Below are 16,020 nucleotides of genomic sequence, written 5' to 3' on the forward strand. Positions count from 1 at the left end.
ACGCATATAAGCACCACAACCTTTATTCTTTTAGTTGTTCAGGAAGCCTTTGTAATTGCGGACAAGCATCTGTGATTCAATCTGTTTCACAGTCTCCAGGATAACTCCAACAATAATGATGATGGAAGTACCACCGAAGGATACGTTTGCACCGAATACTCCATTGAAGAAGAACGGAATAACCGCAACGATAATCAGGCCTACTGCACCTATAAATATAATATAATTTAAGATTTTAGTCAAATAGTCTGACGTTGGTTTTCCTGGACGGATACCAGGAATGAAACCACCCTGCTTTTTGATATTGTCTGCAACTTCCAGCGGGTTGAATGTGATGGAAGTGTAGAAATATGCAAAGAATACGCAAAGTACAATATACAGAAGCAGTCCCCAGCTATACTGTGGCTGACTTGGATTACACCAGTTATTGGATGATAATCCTCGAATAATCTCACTGCCGATGCCGGTTCCATTAGCTTTTCCTGCAAGCTGTGCGATTACGCCTGGGAAAGACATAATTGAGGAAGCAAAAATAACCGGAATAACACCAGCGGTGTTAACTTTCAGCGGTATATTGGTAGTCTGACCACCCATCAGCTTTCTGCCGACCATTTTTCTGGAATACTGAACAGGAATTCTTCTCTCTGCACCGTTAAGGATCAGTACAAATACCACCATGACAACGATTATTGCAACAATGATAACCCCTGCAAGCAGTCCTTTTGCAATTGTTTTTCCTTTGATGAAGTTCTCATAAAGAAGAGATAAGTCACTTGGAACACGGGAAACGATGTTAATGGTCAGGACGATGGAAATACCATTTCCAACACCCTTCTCAGTAATACGCTCACCGATCCACATCAGCATGGCAGAACCAGCTGTGAGGCAAGTAACTACAGTTAAGCCTTTAAAGAAGTTCATGTTCGGGATCAGACCCTGGCGACCAAAACCGATTGCCATTGCCACAGACTCAAACAACGCAAGACCAACAGTTACATAACGGGTAATGGCAGTAATTTTCTTTCTGCCCTCTTCTCCATCTCTCTGCATCTCCTCCAGAGCCGGAATAGCAATTGTGAGAAGCTGCATGATAATGGATGATGTAATGTATGGCGTGATGTTCAATGCAAAGATTGACATCTGGGTAAATGAGCCACCAGTGAACGCATCAAAGAAATTGAATGCGTCACCAGTGTTTTTAGCAAACCACTCTTTAAAGAAATCGCTATCTACTCCCGGAACAGGAAGCTGTGATCCGATACGGATGACAAGAATCATCCATAATACATAGAGGAGTTTACGTCTCATCTCTTTTACTCTGAAAACGTTTTTGAGAGTTTCAAACATTTGATCACCTCTATTAGATCAGCTCTACTGTACCACCTGCAGCTTCGATTTTAGACTTTGCAGTCTCACTTACAGCATTTACTTTAACTGTAAGCTTCTTGGTAAGCTCGCCGTTTCCAAGGATTTTAACGCCGTCACCAGCTTTGGAAATTGCACTGCTTGCAAGTAAGCTCTCAACTGTAACCTCTGCACCATCCTCAAAACGGTTCAGAACATCAACGTTGATTGCAATGATCTCTTTAGAGTTTCTGTTTGTGAATCCTCTCTTAGGCAGACGTCTGTATAAAGGCATCTGTCCACCTTCAAATCCCGGTTTCTTGTGTCCGGAACGTGCTAACTGTCCTTTATGGCCTTTACCGGCTGTTTTGCCGTTTCCAGAACCATGTCCACGGCCTCTTCTGAAGTTATCGCTGTGCTTAGAACCCTCAGCTGGTCTTAAGTTTGATAATTCCATTATGGCACCTCCTTTTTGTAATTATGCTTCTTCTACTTTTACCAGGTGCTGTACCTGCTGAATCATTCCTCTTGTTGCCGCATTGTCTGGCATCTCAACTGTTTTGTGCATTTTGGTAAGACCCATTGCTTTAACAGTAAGTTTGTGCTTCGGAACTGCGCCAATCGGAGATTTTACTAAAGTAACTTTTAATGTATTTGCCATTTTAATATTCCTCCTTAAGCCAGAATCTCATCAACAGATTTTCCACGAAGTTTTGCAACTTCTTCCGGAGTTTTTAACTGTCTTAAGCCTTCGATGGTTGCAAGAACAACATTCTGCTTATTTCTGGATCCCATACATTTTGTACGGATGTTTTTGATACCAGCTAACTCGATAACGGCACGAGCCGGGCCGCCGGCGATAACTCCAGTACCTTCCGGAGCTCTCTTAAGAAGCATGGAAGCGCTTCCGTAAGAACCTACGAAGTCATGTGTAATGGAACCATTCTCATCTCTTGCTACGGTTACTAATTTCTTAATAGCATCCTCTTTTCCTTTGCGGATTGCTTCCGGAATCTCGGCTGCCTTTCCAAGTCCTGCACCAACGTGTCCATTGCCGTCACCTACAACAACTAAAGCTGTGAAACGGAAGTTACGACCACCTTTAACAACCTTGGTAACACGCTTGATTGATACTACTTTATCTTCTAACTCTAACTGACTAGCATCAATAAGATTACGTTTCATGTGTTTCGCTCCTCCTTATTAGAATTTCAGTCCAGCTTCTCTTGCTGCGTCTGCCAGTGCTTTTACTTTACCGTGGTAAATGTATCCACCTCTGTCAAAAACAACTTCCTCGATGCCGGCTTCCACTGCCTTCTTACCGATTACAGTGCCAAGATATGCTGCTGCTGCAACATCGTCGGTGTTCTCAAGCTGTGCTTTTACGTCTTTCTGAAGAGTAGAAGCAGATACTAAAGTCTTTCCAACGGTGTCATCGATAATCTGTGCATACATGTGTTTATTGGAACGAAATACTGCAAGACGCGGAGTTGTTGCAGTGCCATTTAAATGATGACGTAATCTTCTATGCTTTTTCTCGCGAATTTCCGCTCTAGATGCTTTATTAACCATTTTCTCACTCTCCTTAATTATTTCTTACCAGTCTTACCAACTTTGCGTCTGATAACCTCAGTATCATACTTAATACCTTTACCCTTATATGGCTCAGGTCTTCTCTTATCTCTGATCTCAGCTGCAAACTGTCCAACTTTTTCCTTGCTGATACCGGAAACGATAATCTTGTTACCGTCTACTTTGGTCTCAATACCTTCCGGATCTTCCATTTCTACCGGGTGAGAATATCCAAGGTTTAAAGTAAGCTTCTTGCCCTGCTTAGCGGCTCTGTAACCAACACCGTTAACTTCAAGAGTCTTGGTGTATCCTTCGCTTACACCAACAACCATGTTGTGGATAAGGCTTCTTGTTAAGCCGTGAAGGGATTTCATTTTCTTTAAGTCGTTTGGTCTTGCAACAACTACATGACCATCTTCAACTTTGATTTCCATCTCTGTTGGAAGCGCTCTCTCAAGTGTTCCTTTTGGTCCTTTTACGGTTACTACGTTTCCTTCTGCAACAGATACTTCAACTCCTGCCGGAATAGCAACCGGAAGTCTACCGATACGTGACATACTATGTGTCCTCCTTACTTAGATTATCGGAGAGGTTTTCGCAACCTCTCTGTTTTCAGTGTTTCGTCTACTTCTTGAATGAATGGAGCCGAAGCTTACCATACAAATGCAAGAACCTCGCCGCCTACCTGAAGTTTACGAGCTTCTTTATCGGTGATAACACCTTTATTAGTGGAAAGGATTGCGATTCCAAGTCCTCCAAGAACCTTCGGAAGCTCTTCCTTACCAGCATAAACACGAAGACCCGGTTTAGAGATTCTCTTTAAACCTGTGATGATCTTCTCGTTTTTGTCTTCGCCATATTTCAGTGTGATATGGATGTTTTTAGCAACACCATCTTCAACTAAATCGTATTTTGCAATGTATCCCTCATCAACAAGGATGTTTGCAATTGCAATTTTCATCTTGGATGCTGGTACATCTACTGTGTCGTGTTTTGCAGTGTTTGCATTACGAATTCTTGTAAGCATGTCTGCGATTGGATCGCTCATTGTCATGTTAGTTTCCTCCTCATATTCAGACTTTACATGTCATAGTATATTTATATAAATTTACGTGTTACCTGTGTAACATCATCCCGTGCTGAACTGGTACTGCACCTTGCGGCTTGCACTCGTTAAGGTTCGGGATGGACTTTGCACGAAATTCATGTTCGCCTTACGGCTTACATTCATTAAGCGACTTTCAGCTTCGGCTTACCAGGAAGCTTTCTTAACTCCCGGGATCTGTCCTTTGTAAGCTAACTCACGGAAGCAGATTCTGCAGATTCCGTATTTTCTTAAATATGCATGTGGACGTCCACAAATTCTGCAACGGCTATATTCTCTTGTAGAAAATTTAGCTGGACGCTGCTGTTTGATTTTCATTGCTGTCTTAGCCATGAATCGTTCCTCCTATATCAGATCTGCTGACCCCGGCAAGGAGCCGGCGGTCAACTTTGGAATGTTCCTCTACTTATTTCGCAAAAGGCATGTTGAACAGCTTCAGTAACTCACGAGCTTCCTCATCAGTATTTGCTGTTGTAACGAAGATAATGTCCATACCTCTTACTTTGTCAACTTTATCGTACTCAACTTCTGGGAAGATAAGCTGCTCTTTGATACCAAGAGCGTAGTTTCCTCTTCCATCGAATGCGTTAGGATTAACGCCACGGAAGTCACGTACACGTGGAAGTGCCAGGTTGATCAGACGATCAGCGAACTCATACATCTTCTCGCCTCTTAATGTTACTTTACATCCGATCGGCATTCCCTCTCTGATTTTGAAGTTAGCAACAGATTTTTTAGCTTTTGTTGCGATAGCTTTCTGTCCTGTAATCAGCTCCATATCTGCAATAGCTGCATCAAGAAGCTTAGCGTTCTCTTTTGCTTCACCAACACCCATGTTAATTACGATCTTGTCGAGTTTTGGCACTTGCATAACGTTTTTATATCCGAATTTTTTGGTCATGGCATCCATGATCTCATTAGTATAAAGTTCTTTTAATCTACTCACTTATGTCTGCCTCCTCTCTCAATTAATCGATAACCTTACCTGTTGCTTTGGCAACGCGGACTTTTTTGTCACCATCCATCTTAAAGCCAACTCTTGTTGCTTTTCCATCTGCCATAAGCATTACGTTGGAGATGTGAAGCGGAGCTTCTTTTGTGATGATTCCACCATTCTGGTTTGCAGCTGATGGTTTGGTGTGTTTTGTAACCATATTAACGTTCTCTACTAATACGGTATTGTCTTTTACGTTAACGGCAAGGACTTTGCCTTCTTTGCCTTTATCTTTACCAGCGATTACTGTAACAGTATCACCTTTTTTAATCTTCATAGCTGACATTAGGCACCCTCCTATAATACTTCCGGAGCTAAGGAAACGATCTTCATGAATTTTTTCTCACGAAGCTCTCTGGCAACTGGTCCAAAGATACGTGTTCCTCTCGGAGTTAAGTCGTCTTTAATGATTACGGCAGCATTTTCATCGAAACGGATATAGGATCCGTCTTTACGACGAGCGCCTTTTTTAGATCTAACTACAACAGCCTTTACTACGTCACCTTTTTTAACAACGCCGCCTGGTGTTGCATCTTTAACAGTAGCAACGATTGTATCGCCGATGTTTGCATATCTTCTTGTAGAGCCACCCATAACACGGATACAAAGGATTTCTTTTGCACCAGTGTTGTCGGCAACTTTCAGTCTTGTTTCCTGCTGAATCATACTGGTTATCCTCCTTATTTAACTCTCTCTACTACTTCAACCAGTCTCCATCTCTTGTCTTTGGACAGCGGTCTGGTCTCCATAACTTTTACGGTATCACCGATGTTGCACTCATTGTTTTCGTCATGAGCTTTTAATTTATATGTTCTCTTCACGATTTTCTTGTAAAGAGGATGTTTTACATGGTCTTCAATTGCAACTACGATGGTCTTATCCATCTTATTGCTGACAACCTTACCCACGCGGGTTTTTCTCAGATTTCTTTCCACGATTATGTCCTCCTAAATTCACTATTTGGAAGCGTTAGCTTTCGCAGTGATCACTGTCTGGATTCTGGCAATATTTCTGCGAACCTCTTTGATTCGTCCTGTATTGTCTAATTGATTGGTTGCATTCTGAAATCTCAGATTGAAAAGTTCTTTCTTAGCAGCTACTAATTCTTCGTTTAATTCTGCAGCTGATTTTGCCTGTAAATCTTCTACGAATTTATTAATTTTCACTGTTATCACCGCCTTCTAACTCTGCACGAGAAACTATTTTGCATTTACATGGTAACTTGTGCATTGCAAGACGTAATGCCTCACGAGCGATTTCTTCTGAAACGCCTGCGATCTCAAACATAACACGTCCTGGTTTAACAACTGCTACCCAGTATTCCAGGGCACCTTTTCCGGAACCCATACGAGTTTCTGCTGGTTTTGCTGTTACTGGTTTATCTGGGAAAATCTTGATCCAAACCTTACCACCACGTTTGATATAACGGGTCATAGCAACACGGGCTGCCTCAATCTGATTAGATCTGATCCAGCAAGGCTCGGTAGCAACAAGACCGAATTCACCATAATTGATCTGATTACCTCTAAGGGCTTTTCCTCTCATGGAGCCACGGAATTGTTTACGACGTTTAACTCTTTTTGGCATTAACATTATTTATCGCTCCCTTCCTTAGTTCCTTTAGTTGGAAGAATCTCACCATTGTAGATCCATGCCTTTACACCAACTTTGCCATATGTGGTGTCTGCTTCTGCGAAACCATAATCGATGTCTGCACGAAGTGTCTGAAGCGGAATAGTTCCATCGCTGTAGAACTCTGTACGAGCCATATCAGCTCCACCAAGACGTCCAGATACGGATGTTTTGATTCCCTTTGCTCCAGATTTCATTGTACGCTGCATTGTAGATTTCATAGCACGTCTGAAGGAGATACGGTTCTCCAGCTGAAGAGCGATGTTCTCTGCAACAAGCTGAGCGTCTCTGTCTGGTCTCTTAACTTCTTTGATATCAACGATAAGCTTCTTGTCTGTGTATTTGGCAAGTTCAGCTTTAACTTTCTCGATCTCAGCGCCGCCTTTACCGATTACGATACCAGGTTTAGCTGTGTAAATGATAACTTTGACTCTGTCAGATGCTCTTTCGATCTCGATCTTGGAAACACCTGCGCTGTATAATTTCTTTTTGAGGAATGTTCTGATGTTGTAGTCCTCTACCAGATAGTCTGCGAAATCACTCTCTGCATACCATCTTGAATCCCAATCCTTGATAACACCGACTCTAAGGCCATGTGGGTTAACTTTCTGTCCCATGTCTATCCTCCTTATTTCTCATCCAGCACGATGGTAATATGGCTTGTTCTCTTCTCGATTCTGTAAGCTCTACCCTGTGCTCTTGGCTGGATTCTCTTCATTGTAGGTCCTTTATTTGCATAGCAGGCTGCAACGACGAGATTGTCTGCGTTCATTCCATTATTGTTCTCAGCGTTAGCAATAGCTGATTCCAGTAATTTTTTGATTACGCTGGAAGCGTATCTTGGGTTGTATGTCAGGATACCAAGTGCTGTCTGCACATCTTTGCCACGGATTGCATCTAAAACGTAGCAGGCTTTCTGAACAGAAATTCTTGCATAAGATAATTTTGCAGACGGTCTTGTCTCTCTATTATTCTCATTTCTGGCTCTCTTAATCTGGCTTCTATGTCCTTTTGCCATTTTAAAGTGCCTCCTTTCGTCATATTCAATATTCAGGTAAACACCTGGGTTGCCCGAACCGCTTCTTGCGATCAGGCAGCCTGGTGAAAAGTACTAACTAGCGAACACCGGATTTCTTTTCGTCTTTTCCGTGTCCTCTGTAGGTTCTGGTAGCAACAAACTCACCAAGTTTGTGACCAACCATATCCTCAGTAATATATACCGGCACATGTTTTCTTCCGTCATGGACAGCGATTGTATGTCCAACAAAAGACGGGAAGATTGTGGAACGGCGTGACCAAGTTTTGATTACGGATTTATCATTTGCAGCGTTTAATGCATCTACTTTTTTAAGTAAGCTCTGATCTGCAAAAGGTCCTTTTTTCAGTGAACGAGACATTCTTAATCCTCCTTATTATTTGCTTAAAGCTTTTCCATCGCGTCTTCTTACGATGAGCTTGTTGGACGCTTTGTTTTTCTTTCTTGTCTTCAGACCAAGAGCAGGTTTGCCCCAAGGTGTACACGGACCTGGACGTCCAACCGGAGCGCGGCCCTCTCCACCACCATGTGGATGGTCATTCGGGTTCATAACAGAACCGCGAACTGTAGGTCTGATTCCCATGTGACGCTTACGACCAGCTTTACCGATGTTGATCAGGTTGTGATCACCATTTCCGATAATACCTACTGTAGCACGGCAGATGATCGGAACCATTCTCATCTCACCAGATGGGAGACGAAGTGTAGCGTATTTGCCTTCTTTAGCCATAAGCTGAGCACCATTACCAGCGGAACGAACCATCTGTCCGCCCTTTCCTGGGTGAAGCTCAATATTATGAACCATAGTACCAACCGGGATAAGCTCTAACGGTAAGCAGTTACCTACACGGATTTCAGCTTCCGGTCCGTTCATAACTTTCTGTCCAACTTTAAGTCCTTCCGGAGCAAGAATGTATGCTTTCTCGCCATCTGCATAGCAGATAAGTGCGATGTTTGCTGTTCTGTTCGGATCATACTCAACAGATTTAACAACTGCCGGGATTCCATCTTTTCTTCTCTTGAAGTCGATGATTCTATATTTTCTACGGCTTCCGCCTCCCTGATGTCTTACAGTGATCTTACCCTGGTTGTTACGTCCAGCGTTTTTCTTTAAAGACACGGTAAGGGATTTCTCTGGTGTTGCTTTAGTAATCTCAGAGAAGTCGGAACCTGTCATATGTCTTCTAGACGGGGTATATGGGTTATAACTTTTGATTCCCATTTCTTTTCTCCTTTCAAATTTGTTCTCACGCTTTTGAATGCGTATAAACTGCTATCTGTTAATTAAAGACCCTCGAAGATCTCGATGTCTTTGCTGTCCTCTGTAAGGGCTACGATAGCTTTTTTGGATTTAGCAGTTTTTCCAACTACCATTCCGCGGCGTTTTTTCTTACCATCAAGATTCATGGTATTTACGCTTTTAACTTTTGTTCCATCGAACATTTTCTCAACTGCTTCTTTGATCTGAGCTTTGTTTGCTTCCGGATGAACAAGGAAAGTATATTTCTTCTCACCCATAGCAGCCATGGATTTTTCAGTGATCACTGGTCTTTTGATCACGTCGTAATATTTAATATCTGCCATTATGCGTATACCTCCTCGATGGATGCTACAGCGTCTTTAGTTACTACTACAGTACCGTGGCTCATAACATCATATACGTTGATGCCGTTAGCAGCTACAGTCTGTACGTTCTCGATATTTCTTGCAGAAAGGATTACGTTCTTGTCTTCCTGTGCTGTTACAATAAGAGCTTTCTCTGCTTTCAGATTTGTAAGAACCTTCTGCATTTCTTTTGTCTTTGCATCAGCAAGTGCAAGGCTATCAACAACTACGAATTTATTGTCCTGAACTTTGGAAGTCAGAGCGGATTTAAGAGCTGCTCTTCTTTCTTTTTTGTTCATTTTTACTTCATAATCTCTTGGAGTTGGTGCGAAAATAATTCCGCCGCCTGTCCACTGTGCAGCACGGATGGATCCCTGTCTAGCATGACCGGTTCCTTTCTGTCTCCAAGGTTTTCTTCCGCCACCGCTTACTTCAGAACGAGTTTTCGCTTTCTGAGTACCCTGGCGTTTATTTGCAAGCTGACGAACAACAGCAAGGTGAACAAGATGCTCATTGACTTCAACGCCGAATACTGCATCGTTCAGCTCCATTGTTCCAACTTCATTGCCTTCCATATTATAAACAGTTACGTTTGCCATTTGTGTGCTCCTCCTTTCTTATTATAAGGACTTTACTGTCTCTTTGATTGTAACCAAGGATTTCTTAGGTCCTGGAACAGCACCTTTAACTAACAGTAAGTTATTTTCTGTATCTACGCGTACGATCTCAAGATTCTGAACAGTTACCTGCTCGCTTCCCATATGACCTGGCATGTGTTTTCCTTTGAATACCTTGCTCGGATCAGAACAAGCACCATTGGAACCTGCATGACGATGATATTTGGAACCGTGAGCCATAGGTCCTCTGGACTGTCCATGTCTCTTGATTGCGCCCTGGAAGCCTTTACCTTTTGAAACTGCTGTTGCATCGATGTGATCTCCAGCTGCAAAGATATCAGCTTTAATTTCCTGTCCTACCTCATATTCAGCAGCGTTCTCAAAACGGAATTCTTTAACGAATCTCTTAACTGCAACGCCTGCTTTTGCAAAGTGGCCTGTTTCCGGTTTGTTCACCAGTTTCTCTCTGATGTCGCCGAAGCCAACCTGAACTGCTGTGTATCCGTCGTTCTCATCTGTTTTAACCTGAGTTACGACACATGGACCAGCCTGTAAAACGGTTACCGGAATTAACATTCCATCTTCGTTGAAGATCTGAGTCATTCCGACTTTGGTAGCTAAAATAGCTTTCTTCATCTTTCTTCCTCCTATAGCGGATTGCCCTTTCGGGTAATCATATAATAAATAGCTAAATGCTTATGCATTTACAAGATTAATTATTTTGCCTTCATCTTGATGTCGATATGAACACCAGCAGGCATTTCCAGTCTGGACAGTGCATCAACTGTCTTCTGGGTCGGAGCAATGATATCAATCAGTCTCTTATGTGTTCTCTGCTCAAACTGTTCTCTGGAATCTTTATATTTGTGAACAGCTCTTAAGATTGTAACAACTTCCTTCTTAGTTGGAAGCGGAACCGGTCCGCTAACTGTTGCACCATTCTTCTTAACAGTGTCGATGATCTTTGCAGCAGATGCATCTACTAACTGATGATCGTAAGCTTTTAATGTGATTCTCATTACCTGATTTGCCATAAAAAAAGTCTCCTCCTATTCGTACTCACTATCAGTACGACAAGCGGCGACTGTACACATCTCCGTGTGTGTCCTAAAACATCTTCCTGCTACGGACATTCTTTCACACGTCCCATCCCAAGATGGCTATTGAACTTGTACAGTGACTTGTCGTCAGTTTCCTAACTTGACATTCGCTCCACGGAAAACCCGCCTTAGTCGGCGGCAACCTCGCGCTTCATTGCTATCATGTCACAGCAGATATTAGTATACACAAAGGTTTTAAAAATTGCAAGTGTTTTTTTCAAAAAATCCAGATATTTTTTTGTATTATTTTAAATACAATCCAGAGTGTGTTTACTCCGGTTTTTCTTTCTTCCTATTATATAGTGTTTCTAATAGCTGTCAGTTACAATCCTGTTGCTGACAACCATCAATCAGCTTTCATTATTTAATATAGTGGTTCTAAATCCTTACGCAGTCATTGTCTTTTCCTTAATAAAAAAACAAGAAGAGGCATCATCGAATGCCTCTTCTTTCCTATTATAATAATGAATCAATCTTCATCATCATAGTATTCATCTTCGTCCTCTTCTTCGTCAGCAAAGATATCAGAATAATCAAACAAAGTAACCTTGGTTATCTCATCTTTCACAATGTCAGGAGCATCTCCTTCTTTCTTTGCTTTCGCAGCAAGCTGTGCCGGTGAATATCTCGGGATTGCCAGCTTCTTGATCTCAACTGGTTCCTCCTCTTCCTCCTCATGAATCTCCGGAGCCGCTTTCTTCTTCGGTGCTGACTTCTTAGTCTGTGTTGCAGGCTTAGCAGACTTCCTGACTGGTTTGGAGTCCTTTGCGGTAGCTGCTGCTACTTCCTTCTTCAGAAGTTCATGTGCTTCACTTGTAGCACTCTGTACAGCTCTTTGTGGAGCTTCCTCTTCTTCTACATCGAAATCGTCTTCATCGATTTCATCCACAAAGCCACCGGTACGGATCTTGCGCTTTTCTTTCTTGCTGCGCTTGCCCTGTGCTTTGATCTCACGCTCTTCATCACGGTACTCACGCTCTTTACGCTTCTCTTCTTTCTTCAGCTCTTTACGGCTCTTCACGTATCCTGGTTCTGTATCCTCCGGATAGTCGTCATAATCATCCGGATCTTTTTTCCAGAGTTCTGCGATTACATAAAGAATAATCAGAAACAGAACGGTAAGCCCAAGAACAATCAGCCCCTCAATACTCTTGGTAGCTGCCATCAGATATCCGATAAACGGAATTGTTACAACAATTTTCGGAAGGTAGCTTCCAATTGCCACATTAATCGGCTGTCCCTGAGAAACAGTTGGATCCATAGCAGTACCTGTACCATTTGCGACATCAGCGCTGGCCAGTGTATAACGATACACTGCATTCTCATCATTTACAAGGATCGGTGTACCCAGAGCTGCTTCTTCGGTTTTAACCGGAATTGCATATGTAACAGATCCCATTGCCAGATTTGACTTGACTGTGGAGTCGTCTCTGATTTCAGTCGTCACTCCAAAGAATGGAGGAACCGCTAATGCAACCACACAAAGTATGGTACATATTACAACAAAATGTACTATAAATTTTAAAAACTTAGACATTGGTAACCATCCTCACTTTTTACGGCAGCCTTTACTGGTTGCTCAGATACTGTTCAATACTGCTCATCGCAGCTTCTTCATCTTCACCATTAGCAGAAAGTGTAATCTCCTCACCGGCGTCAAGTCCCAGTGTCATCATACCCATAATACTCTTGGCATTTACTTTCTTCTTGCCTACTTCTACATAAATTTCACTGTTGAACTGACTTGCCACCTGTACCAGCTGTGCAACGGGTCTGGCTTCAAGCCCTGTGGACAGGTGAATGGTGATTGGTTTTTTAATCATAATAACTCCTCCTTGTTTTCCCTCAGGTCATCTGCAAGCAGGCTTAATTTACGAAGCCGGTGATTTACTCCAGACTTTCCAACCTGTGGGTTCAACATCAATCCTAGTTCTTTAAGTGTTGCTTCCGGATACTGCAGCCGCAATCTTGCGATCTCCTCAAGTCCTTCATTCAAACTCTCCAGGCCCACCTTTTCCTCAAGAAGTCTGATATCCTCGATCTGCTTCACTGCTGCATTAACCGTCTTATTTATATTAGCAGTCTCACAGTTTACCTTCCGATTCACAGAATTGCGCATCTCTTTCAGGATACGGATATTTTCCAGATCCATAAGAGCTACATTTGCTTCCATAATAGCAAGCATGTCTACAATCTGTGCGCCTTCCTTCACATAGAGTACATAAGACTTCTTACGCAGAACCATCTTGGCATCTATATGAAAGCTGTGAATAATTTCCTGCAGCTGCCCGCTTATCTCCTGGCTGGGACATACAATTTCGAAATGGTATCCCTTCTGTGGATCACTGATCGAACCTGCCGAGAGAAAAGCACCGCGTACAAACGCCCTTTTGCAGCAATCCCTCTGATACACAATAGAATTGGATACAAGTGGCATCCCTCCGCTCACTCCCGAAAATTCCAGCTTGGCAGAATCCAGTATTTCCTTTATTAAAAACTGATCGATAATGGAAATACAATAAAGATTTCCCTTTCTGAAACGGTCAATCCGGGAATTTGATACATCTGTCTCTATATTAAATGTTTTTTGCAATAATGTAAAGCCTTTTCTTGAAAGTGCCTCATTTTCCGTCTGGATACGCAGGGATTTTCTCCCATCAGTTCCAGCCTCCAGGCTGCCGCAGAAAGTAAAGATTGCAGCCAGTTCCGCAATCCTGCAGTGTCTTCCGGAGCCGATATGCCTGGAAAGTTCTTCTTTCACCATCCCTGAAAAAGACATTCCGCGATTTCCTCTTTCTATTTTTTCAATAGGCGATCTTTATCCACATCTCTGTGCTCCAATCGAAAGCCATATTCACCATTTCTGGCGATCCTGCTGTACAACTCCCTTGCAATGGTAACGGAACGGTGCTTGCCCCCTGTGCAGCCAACTGCAATTACAAGGCTTGTTTTCCCCTCCTGTGCATACTTAGGAATCAGGAACTCCACCATATCTTCCAGTTTATTTGCAAAAATTCTTGCAGTCTCATTATCCATTACATAATTAAACACGCTCTCATCCATACCGGTAAGGGGACGTAATTCATCCTCATAATATGGATTCGGAAGAAAACGCACATCAAATACCAGATCCGCATCCGCTGGAATTCCATACTTAAATCCAAAAGACAGAACCGTAACCATCATATTACAGAATTTTTCATTATTTACAAAAATCTTCTCGATTTCCTGGCGCAGCTCTCTTGTAAGAAGATGACTGGTATCAATAATATAATCAGCTCTCTTACGAAGAAAATCCATTTTCTGGCGTTCCAGACGGATTCCGTCATCTACCCTACCGTTACTGGCAAGCGGATGGCTGCGTCTGGTTTCCTTATAACGCTTTACCAGCACGGAATCTTCAGCATCCATAAAAAGAATCTCAAAATCATATCCAGCTTCTTTCATATGATCCAGAACCTGTGCCAGTTCTTCCAGAGAGTGACCGCTTCTGGCATCAATACCAAGTGCCGCATTCTGGACTCCTTCTTCATGTACTTCCAGCATCAGGGAAGCAAATTTCTCCACCAATGGAATAGGAAGATTGTCCACACAAAAATAGTGGGCATCCTCCAGCATTTTCAGCACTGTGGATTTTCCAGCACCGGAAACGCCTGTAACAATTACAAATCGCATAATTTATCTCCTGCCGGGCAGAATGTTTAATGTTCATAACCTAACCAGTAACGCAAAATGAACTCATCTGCCTCTTATGTGTCTTAAATCCATTCCAAAGGATTCTTCATGGCTCTAGAATTCTCCCAGAAACTTCACCTCTGGTTCAAGCTTCACACCAAATTTCTCCATAACAATTCTTTGAACATCAGACATCAACGTGGTAACATCTTTCGCTGTGGCATTTCCTGTATTGATCACGAAACCGCAATGCTTCTCAGAAACCTGGGCACCGCCTACCTGATAGCCTCGCAATCCGCTGTCCATGATCAGTTTGCCTGCAAAATAGCCCTCTGGCCGTTTGAAAGTGCTTCCTGCACTTGGATAAGAAAGTGGCTGCTTGCTGGTTCGCATCCCTGCTAGCTCCTGCATACGGCTGCGAATCTCCTCCTGATCACCCTTTTCAAGAGAAATGACAGCTTCCAGAACAATATAGCCTGCTTCTTTTATCACACTGGTTCGATAACCCATGTGAAGTTCATCTGCCTGCAAGGTCAGGACTCCGCCCTCTGGAGTAAGAACCGTGACTTCTTTCAGAACATCCTTCATTTCTCCGCCATACGCTCCTGCATTCATCACCACAGCGCCGCCTAAGGTTCCCGGAATTCCCCCTGCAAACTCAAAGCCAGTCAGCGATGCCTCTCTTGCAGCTGCAGCAATTCCAGATAAAAGAGCTCCTGCCTGGGCATGGATCCTGCTGTCTTCAACTCTGATCTGTCCAAAGTTTCTATACAGCTGCACTACTACTCCCTGATAGCCCTTGTCGCTTACAAGAAGATTGCTTCCATTTCCAAGAATAAAATACGGAACATTTTTTTCCTTACAAACAGCTATGATTTTCTTAATCTCATCAGCATTCTCCGGTACCAGAAAGAAATCTGCCGGACCGCCAATTCGGAATGTAGTATGCCTGCTCATAAGCTCCGCTTCCAGTATCCGGTTATCTTCCAGAATTTCCTGGAACCGCTGTTTTAAATTTACATTCACAGATTTACATCCTCTATCTTTCTATACTCAACTTTTCTATCAAATGATATCTGCGCCAATCCTATTCTTTCCATTGTCGCATCGTTTTATTATACTATTTAACTTCACAAATGTACAGAAAAAACGCATATTTTCCAAGATTCTTTCCATACTAAATGTTGTTATGACAGTTGCAAAACAAGAAACTTTTCTCAGCGACATGTTCGTTTCGTGAAAGGAGATCTCACCCATGCTCCAGCAAATTTTCCTATCCATAGTCGGCTTCTGCTCTGGAATCATCATCGCAGGCGGTGTAGTTGGCCTGCTTATCGGTC

The 16,020-nt window shown here is 42.6% G+C and carries 27 protein-coding genes; all 27 read right to left on the minus strand.

What is annotated here, in order from left to right:
- Positions 1-30: 30 nt before the first annotated feature.
- Positions 31-1,347, minus strand: a complete 1,317-nt coding sequence (secY, locus tag AB5642_RS12970; protein ID WP_368371682.1) for a preprotein translocase subunit SecY — start codon at positions 1,345-1,347, stop codon at positions 31-33.
- Between the two features lie 13 nt (positions 1,348-1,360).
- Positions 1,361-1,801, minus strand: a complete 441-nt coding sequence (rplO, locus tag AB5642_RS12975; RefSeq protein WP_118581190.1) for a 50S ribosomal protein L15 — start codon at positions 1,799-1,801, stop codon at positions 1,361-1,363.
- A gap of 21 nt (positions 1,802-1,822) precedes the next feature.
- Complete coding sequence (rpmD, locus tag AB5642_RS12980) at positions 1,823-2,005, minus strand: 50S ribosomal protein L30 (RefSeq protein WP_117852555.1); 183 nt, start codon at positions 2,003-2,005, stop codon at positions 1,823-1,825.
- Between the two features lie 14 nt (positions 2,006-2,019).
- Positions 2,020-2,529 (minus strand): 30S ribosomal protein S5, encoded by a 510-nt coding sequence (rpsE, locus tag AB5642_RS12985; protein WP_117852552.1) that lies wholly within the window; start codon positions 2,527-2,529, stop codon positions 2,020-2,022.
- 18 nt (positions 2,530-2,547) lie between these two features.
- Positions 2,548-2,916 carry a 50S ribosomal protein L18 gene (gene rplR, locus AB5642_RS12990; protein ID WP_118581193.1) on the minus strand — a complete coding sequence of 123 codons (369 nt, stop codon included), beginning with the start codon at positions 2,914-2,916 and terminating at the stop codon, positions 2,548-2,550.
- A 17-nt stretch (positions 2,917-2,933) separates the two neighbouring features.
- A complete protein-coding gene (gene rplF, locus AB5642_RS12995; protein WP_118581196.1) occupies positions 2,934-3,473 on the minus strand; it encodes a 50S ribosomal protein L6 in 540 nt (179 codons plus the stop codon).
- 95 nt (positions 3,474-3,568) lie between these two features.
- On the minus strand, positions 3,569-3,970 hold the full coding sequence (rpsH, locus tag AB5642_RS13000) for a 30S ribosomal protein S8 (RefSeq protein WP_118581199.1): 402 nt from the start codon (positions 3,968-3,970) through the stop codon (positions 3,569-3,571).
- Between the two features lie 198 nt (positions 3,971-4,168).
- Positions 4,169-4,354: a type Z 30S ribosomal protein S14 gene (locus tag AB5642_RS13005; protein WP_117852543.1), complete on the minus strand. Its 186-nt coding sequence runs from the start codon at positions 4,352-4,354 to the stop codon at positions 4,169-4,171.
- A gap of 73 nt (positions 4,355-4,427) precedes the next feature.
- Positions 4,428-4,967, minus strand: coding sequence for a 50S ribosomal protein L5 (gene rplE, locus AB5642_RS13010; protein ID WP_118581202.1), 540 nt, complete (start codon positions 4,965-4,967; stop codon positions 4,428-4,430).
- Between the two features lie 22 nt (positions 4,968-4,989).
- Complete coding sequence (rplX, locus tag AB5642_RS13015; protein ID WP_118581205.1) at positions 4,990-5,301, minus strand: 50S ribosomal protein L24; 312 nt, start codon at positions 5,299-5,301, stop codon at positions 4,990-4,992.
- A gap of 11 nt (positions 5,302-5,312) precedes the next feature.
- Positions 5,313-5,681 carry a 50S ribosomal protein L14 gene (gene rplN / locus AB5642_RS13020; protein WP_022067326.1) on the minus strand — a complete coding sequence of 123 codons (369 nt, stop codon included), beginning with the start codon at positions 5,679-5,681 and terminating at the stop codon, positions 5,313-5,315.
- A gap of 14 nt (positions 5,682-5,695) precedes the next feature.
- A complete protein-coding gene (gene rpsQ, locus AB5642_RS13025) occupies positions 5,696-5,953 on the minus strand; it encodes a 30S ribosomal protein S17 (protein ID WP_117852536.1) in 258 nt (85 codons plus the stop codon).
- Between the two features lie 18 nt (positions 5,954-5,971).
- Complete coding sequence (rpmC, locus tag AB5642_RS13030; RefSeq protein ID WP_118581208.1) at positions 5,972-6,181, minus strand: 50S ribosomal protein L29; 210 nt, start codon at positions 6,179-6,181, stop codon at positions 5,972-5,974.
- Positions 6,171-6,608 carry a 50S ribosomal protein L16 gene (gene rplP, locus AB5642_RS13035; protein ID WP_117852531.1) on the minus strand — a complete coding sequence of 146 codons (438 nt, stop codon included), beginning with the start codon at positions 6,606-6,608 and terminating at the stop codon, positions 6,171-6,173. The genes rpmC and rplP overlap by 11 nt, the downstream gene beginning before the upstream one ends.
- Positions 6,608-7,264 carry a 30S ribosomal protein S3 gene (gene rpsC / locus AB5642_RS13040; protein ID WP_117852529.1) on the minus strand — a complete coding sequence of 219 codons (657 nt, stop codon included), beginning with the start codon at positions 7,262-7,264 and terminating at the stop codon, positions 6,608-6,610. The genes rplP and rpsC overlap by 1 nt, the downstream gene beginning before the upstream one ends.
- 11 nt (positions 7,265-7,275) lie before the next feature.
- The gene (gene rplV, locus AB5642_RS13045; protein ID WP_117852663.1) at positions 7,276-7,665 is read right to left on the minus strand and encodes a 50S ribosomal protein L22; all 390 of its coding nucleotides are present in this window, start codon (positions 7,663-7,665) and stop codon (positions 7,276-7,278) included.
- Positions 7,666-7,762: 97 nt separating this feature from the next.
- The gene (rpsS, locus tag AB5642_RS13050; RefSeq protein WP_015526921.1) at positions 7,763-8,044 is read right to left on the minus strand and encodes a 30S ribosomal protein S19; all 282 of its coding nucleotides are present in this window, start codon (positions 8,042-8,044) and stop codon (positions 7,763-7,765) included.
- A gap of 15 nt (positions 8,045-8,059) precedes the next feature.
- On the minus strand, positions 8,060-8,905 hold the full coding sequence (rplB, locus tag AB5642_RS13055) for a 50S ribosomal protein L2 (RefSeq protein ID WP_118581211.1): 846 nt from the start codon (positions 8,903-8,905) through the stop codon (positions 8,060-8,062).
- 62 nt (positions 8,906-8,967) lie between these two features.
- A complete protein-coding gene (gene rplW / locus AB5642_RS13060) occupies positions 8,968-9,267 on the minus strand; it encodes a 50S ribosomal protein L23 (RefSeq protein WP_117852524.1) in 300 nt (99 codons plus the stop codon).
- The gene (gene rplD, locus AB5642_RS13065) at positions 9,267-9,887 is read right to left on the minus strand and encodes a 50S ribosomal protein L4 (RefSeq protein WP_118581214.1); all 621 of its coding nucleotides are present in this window, start codon (positions 9,885-9,887) and stop codon (positions 9,267-9,269) included. Before rplD ends, rplW begins: the two co-directional genes overlap by 1 nt.
- 21 nt (positions 9,888-9,908) lie before the next feature.
- Positions 9,909-10,541 carry a 50S ribosomal protein L3 gene (gene rplC / locus AB5642_RS13070; RefSeq protein WP_117852520.1) on the minus strand — a complete coding sequence of 211 codons (633 nt, stop codon included), beginning with the start codon at positions 10,539-10,541 and terminating at the stop codon, positions 9,909-9,911.
- 80 nt (positions 10,542-10,621) lie between these two features.
- Complete coding sequence (gene rpsJ, locus AB5642_RS13075) at positions 10,622-10,939, minus strand: 30S ribosomal protein S10 (RefSeq protein ID WP_117852518.1); 318 nt, start codon at positions 10,937-10,939, stop codon at positions 10,622-10,624.
- A gap of 535 nt (positions 10,940-11,474) precedes the next feature.
- Entirely contained in the window at positions 11,475-12,542 is a 1,068-nt protein-coding gene (locus AB5642_RS13080; protein ID WP_173718238.1) for a hypothetical protein, read from the minus strand.
- A 31-nt stretch (positions 12,543-12,573) separates the two neighbouring features.
- Entirely contained in the window at positions 12,574-12,828 is a 255-nt protein-coding gene (locus AB5642_RS13085) for an HPr family phosphocarrier protein (RefSeq protein WP_118581220.1), read from the minus strand.
- Complete coding sequence (gene whiA, locus AB5642_RS13090; protein WP_173718237.1) at positions 12,825-13,784, minus strand: DNA-binding protein WhiA; 960 nt, start codon at positions 13,782-13,784, stop codon at positions 12,825-12,827. Before whiA ends, AB5642_RS13085 begins: the two co-directional genes overlap by 4 nt.
- Positions 13,785-13,801: 17 nt before the next feature.
- Complete coding sequence (gene rapZ / locus AB5642_RS13095; RefSeq protein ID WP_118581226.1) at positions 13,802-14,680, minus strand: RNase adapter RapZ; 879 nt, start codon at positions 14,678-14,680, stop codon at positions 13,802-13,804.
- 114 nt (positions 14,681-14,794) lie between these two features.
- The gene (gene murB, locus AB5642_RS13100; RefSeq protein WP_118581229.1) at positions 14,795-15,706 is read right to left on the minus strand and encodes a UDP-N-acetylmuramate dehydrogenase; all 912 of its coding nucleotides are present in this window, start codon (positions 15,704-15,706) and stop codon (positions 14,795-14,797) included.
- Positions 15,707-16,020: the final 314 nt, after the last annotated feature.

The sequence above is a fragment of the Ruminococcus sp. 1001136sp1_2201st1_G3_2201SCRN_220225 genome (assembly GCF_040924365.1).
In the GTDB taxonomy this organism is placed as follows: domain Bacteria; phylum Bacillota; class Clostridia; order Lachnospirales; family Lachnospiraceae; genus Blautia_A; species Blautia_A faecis.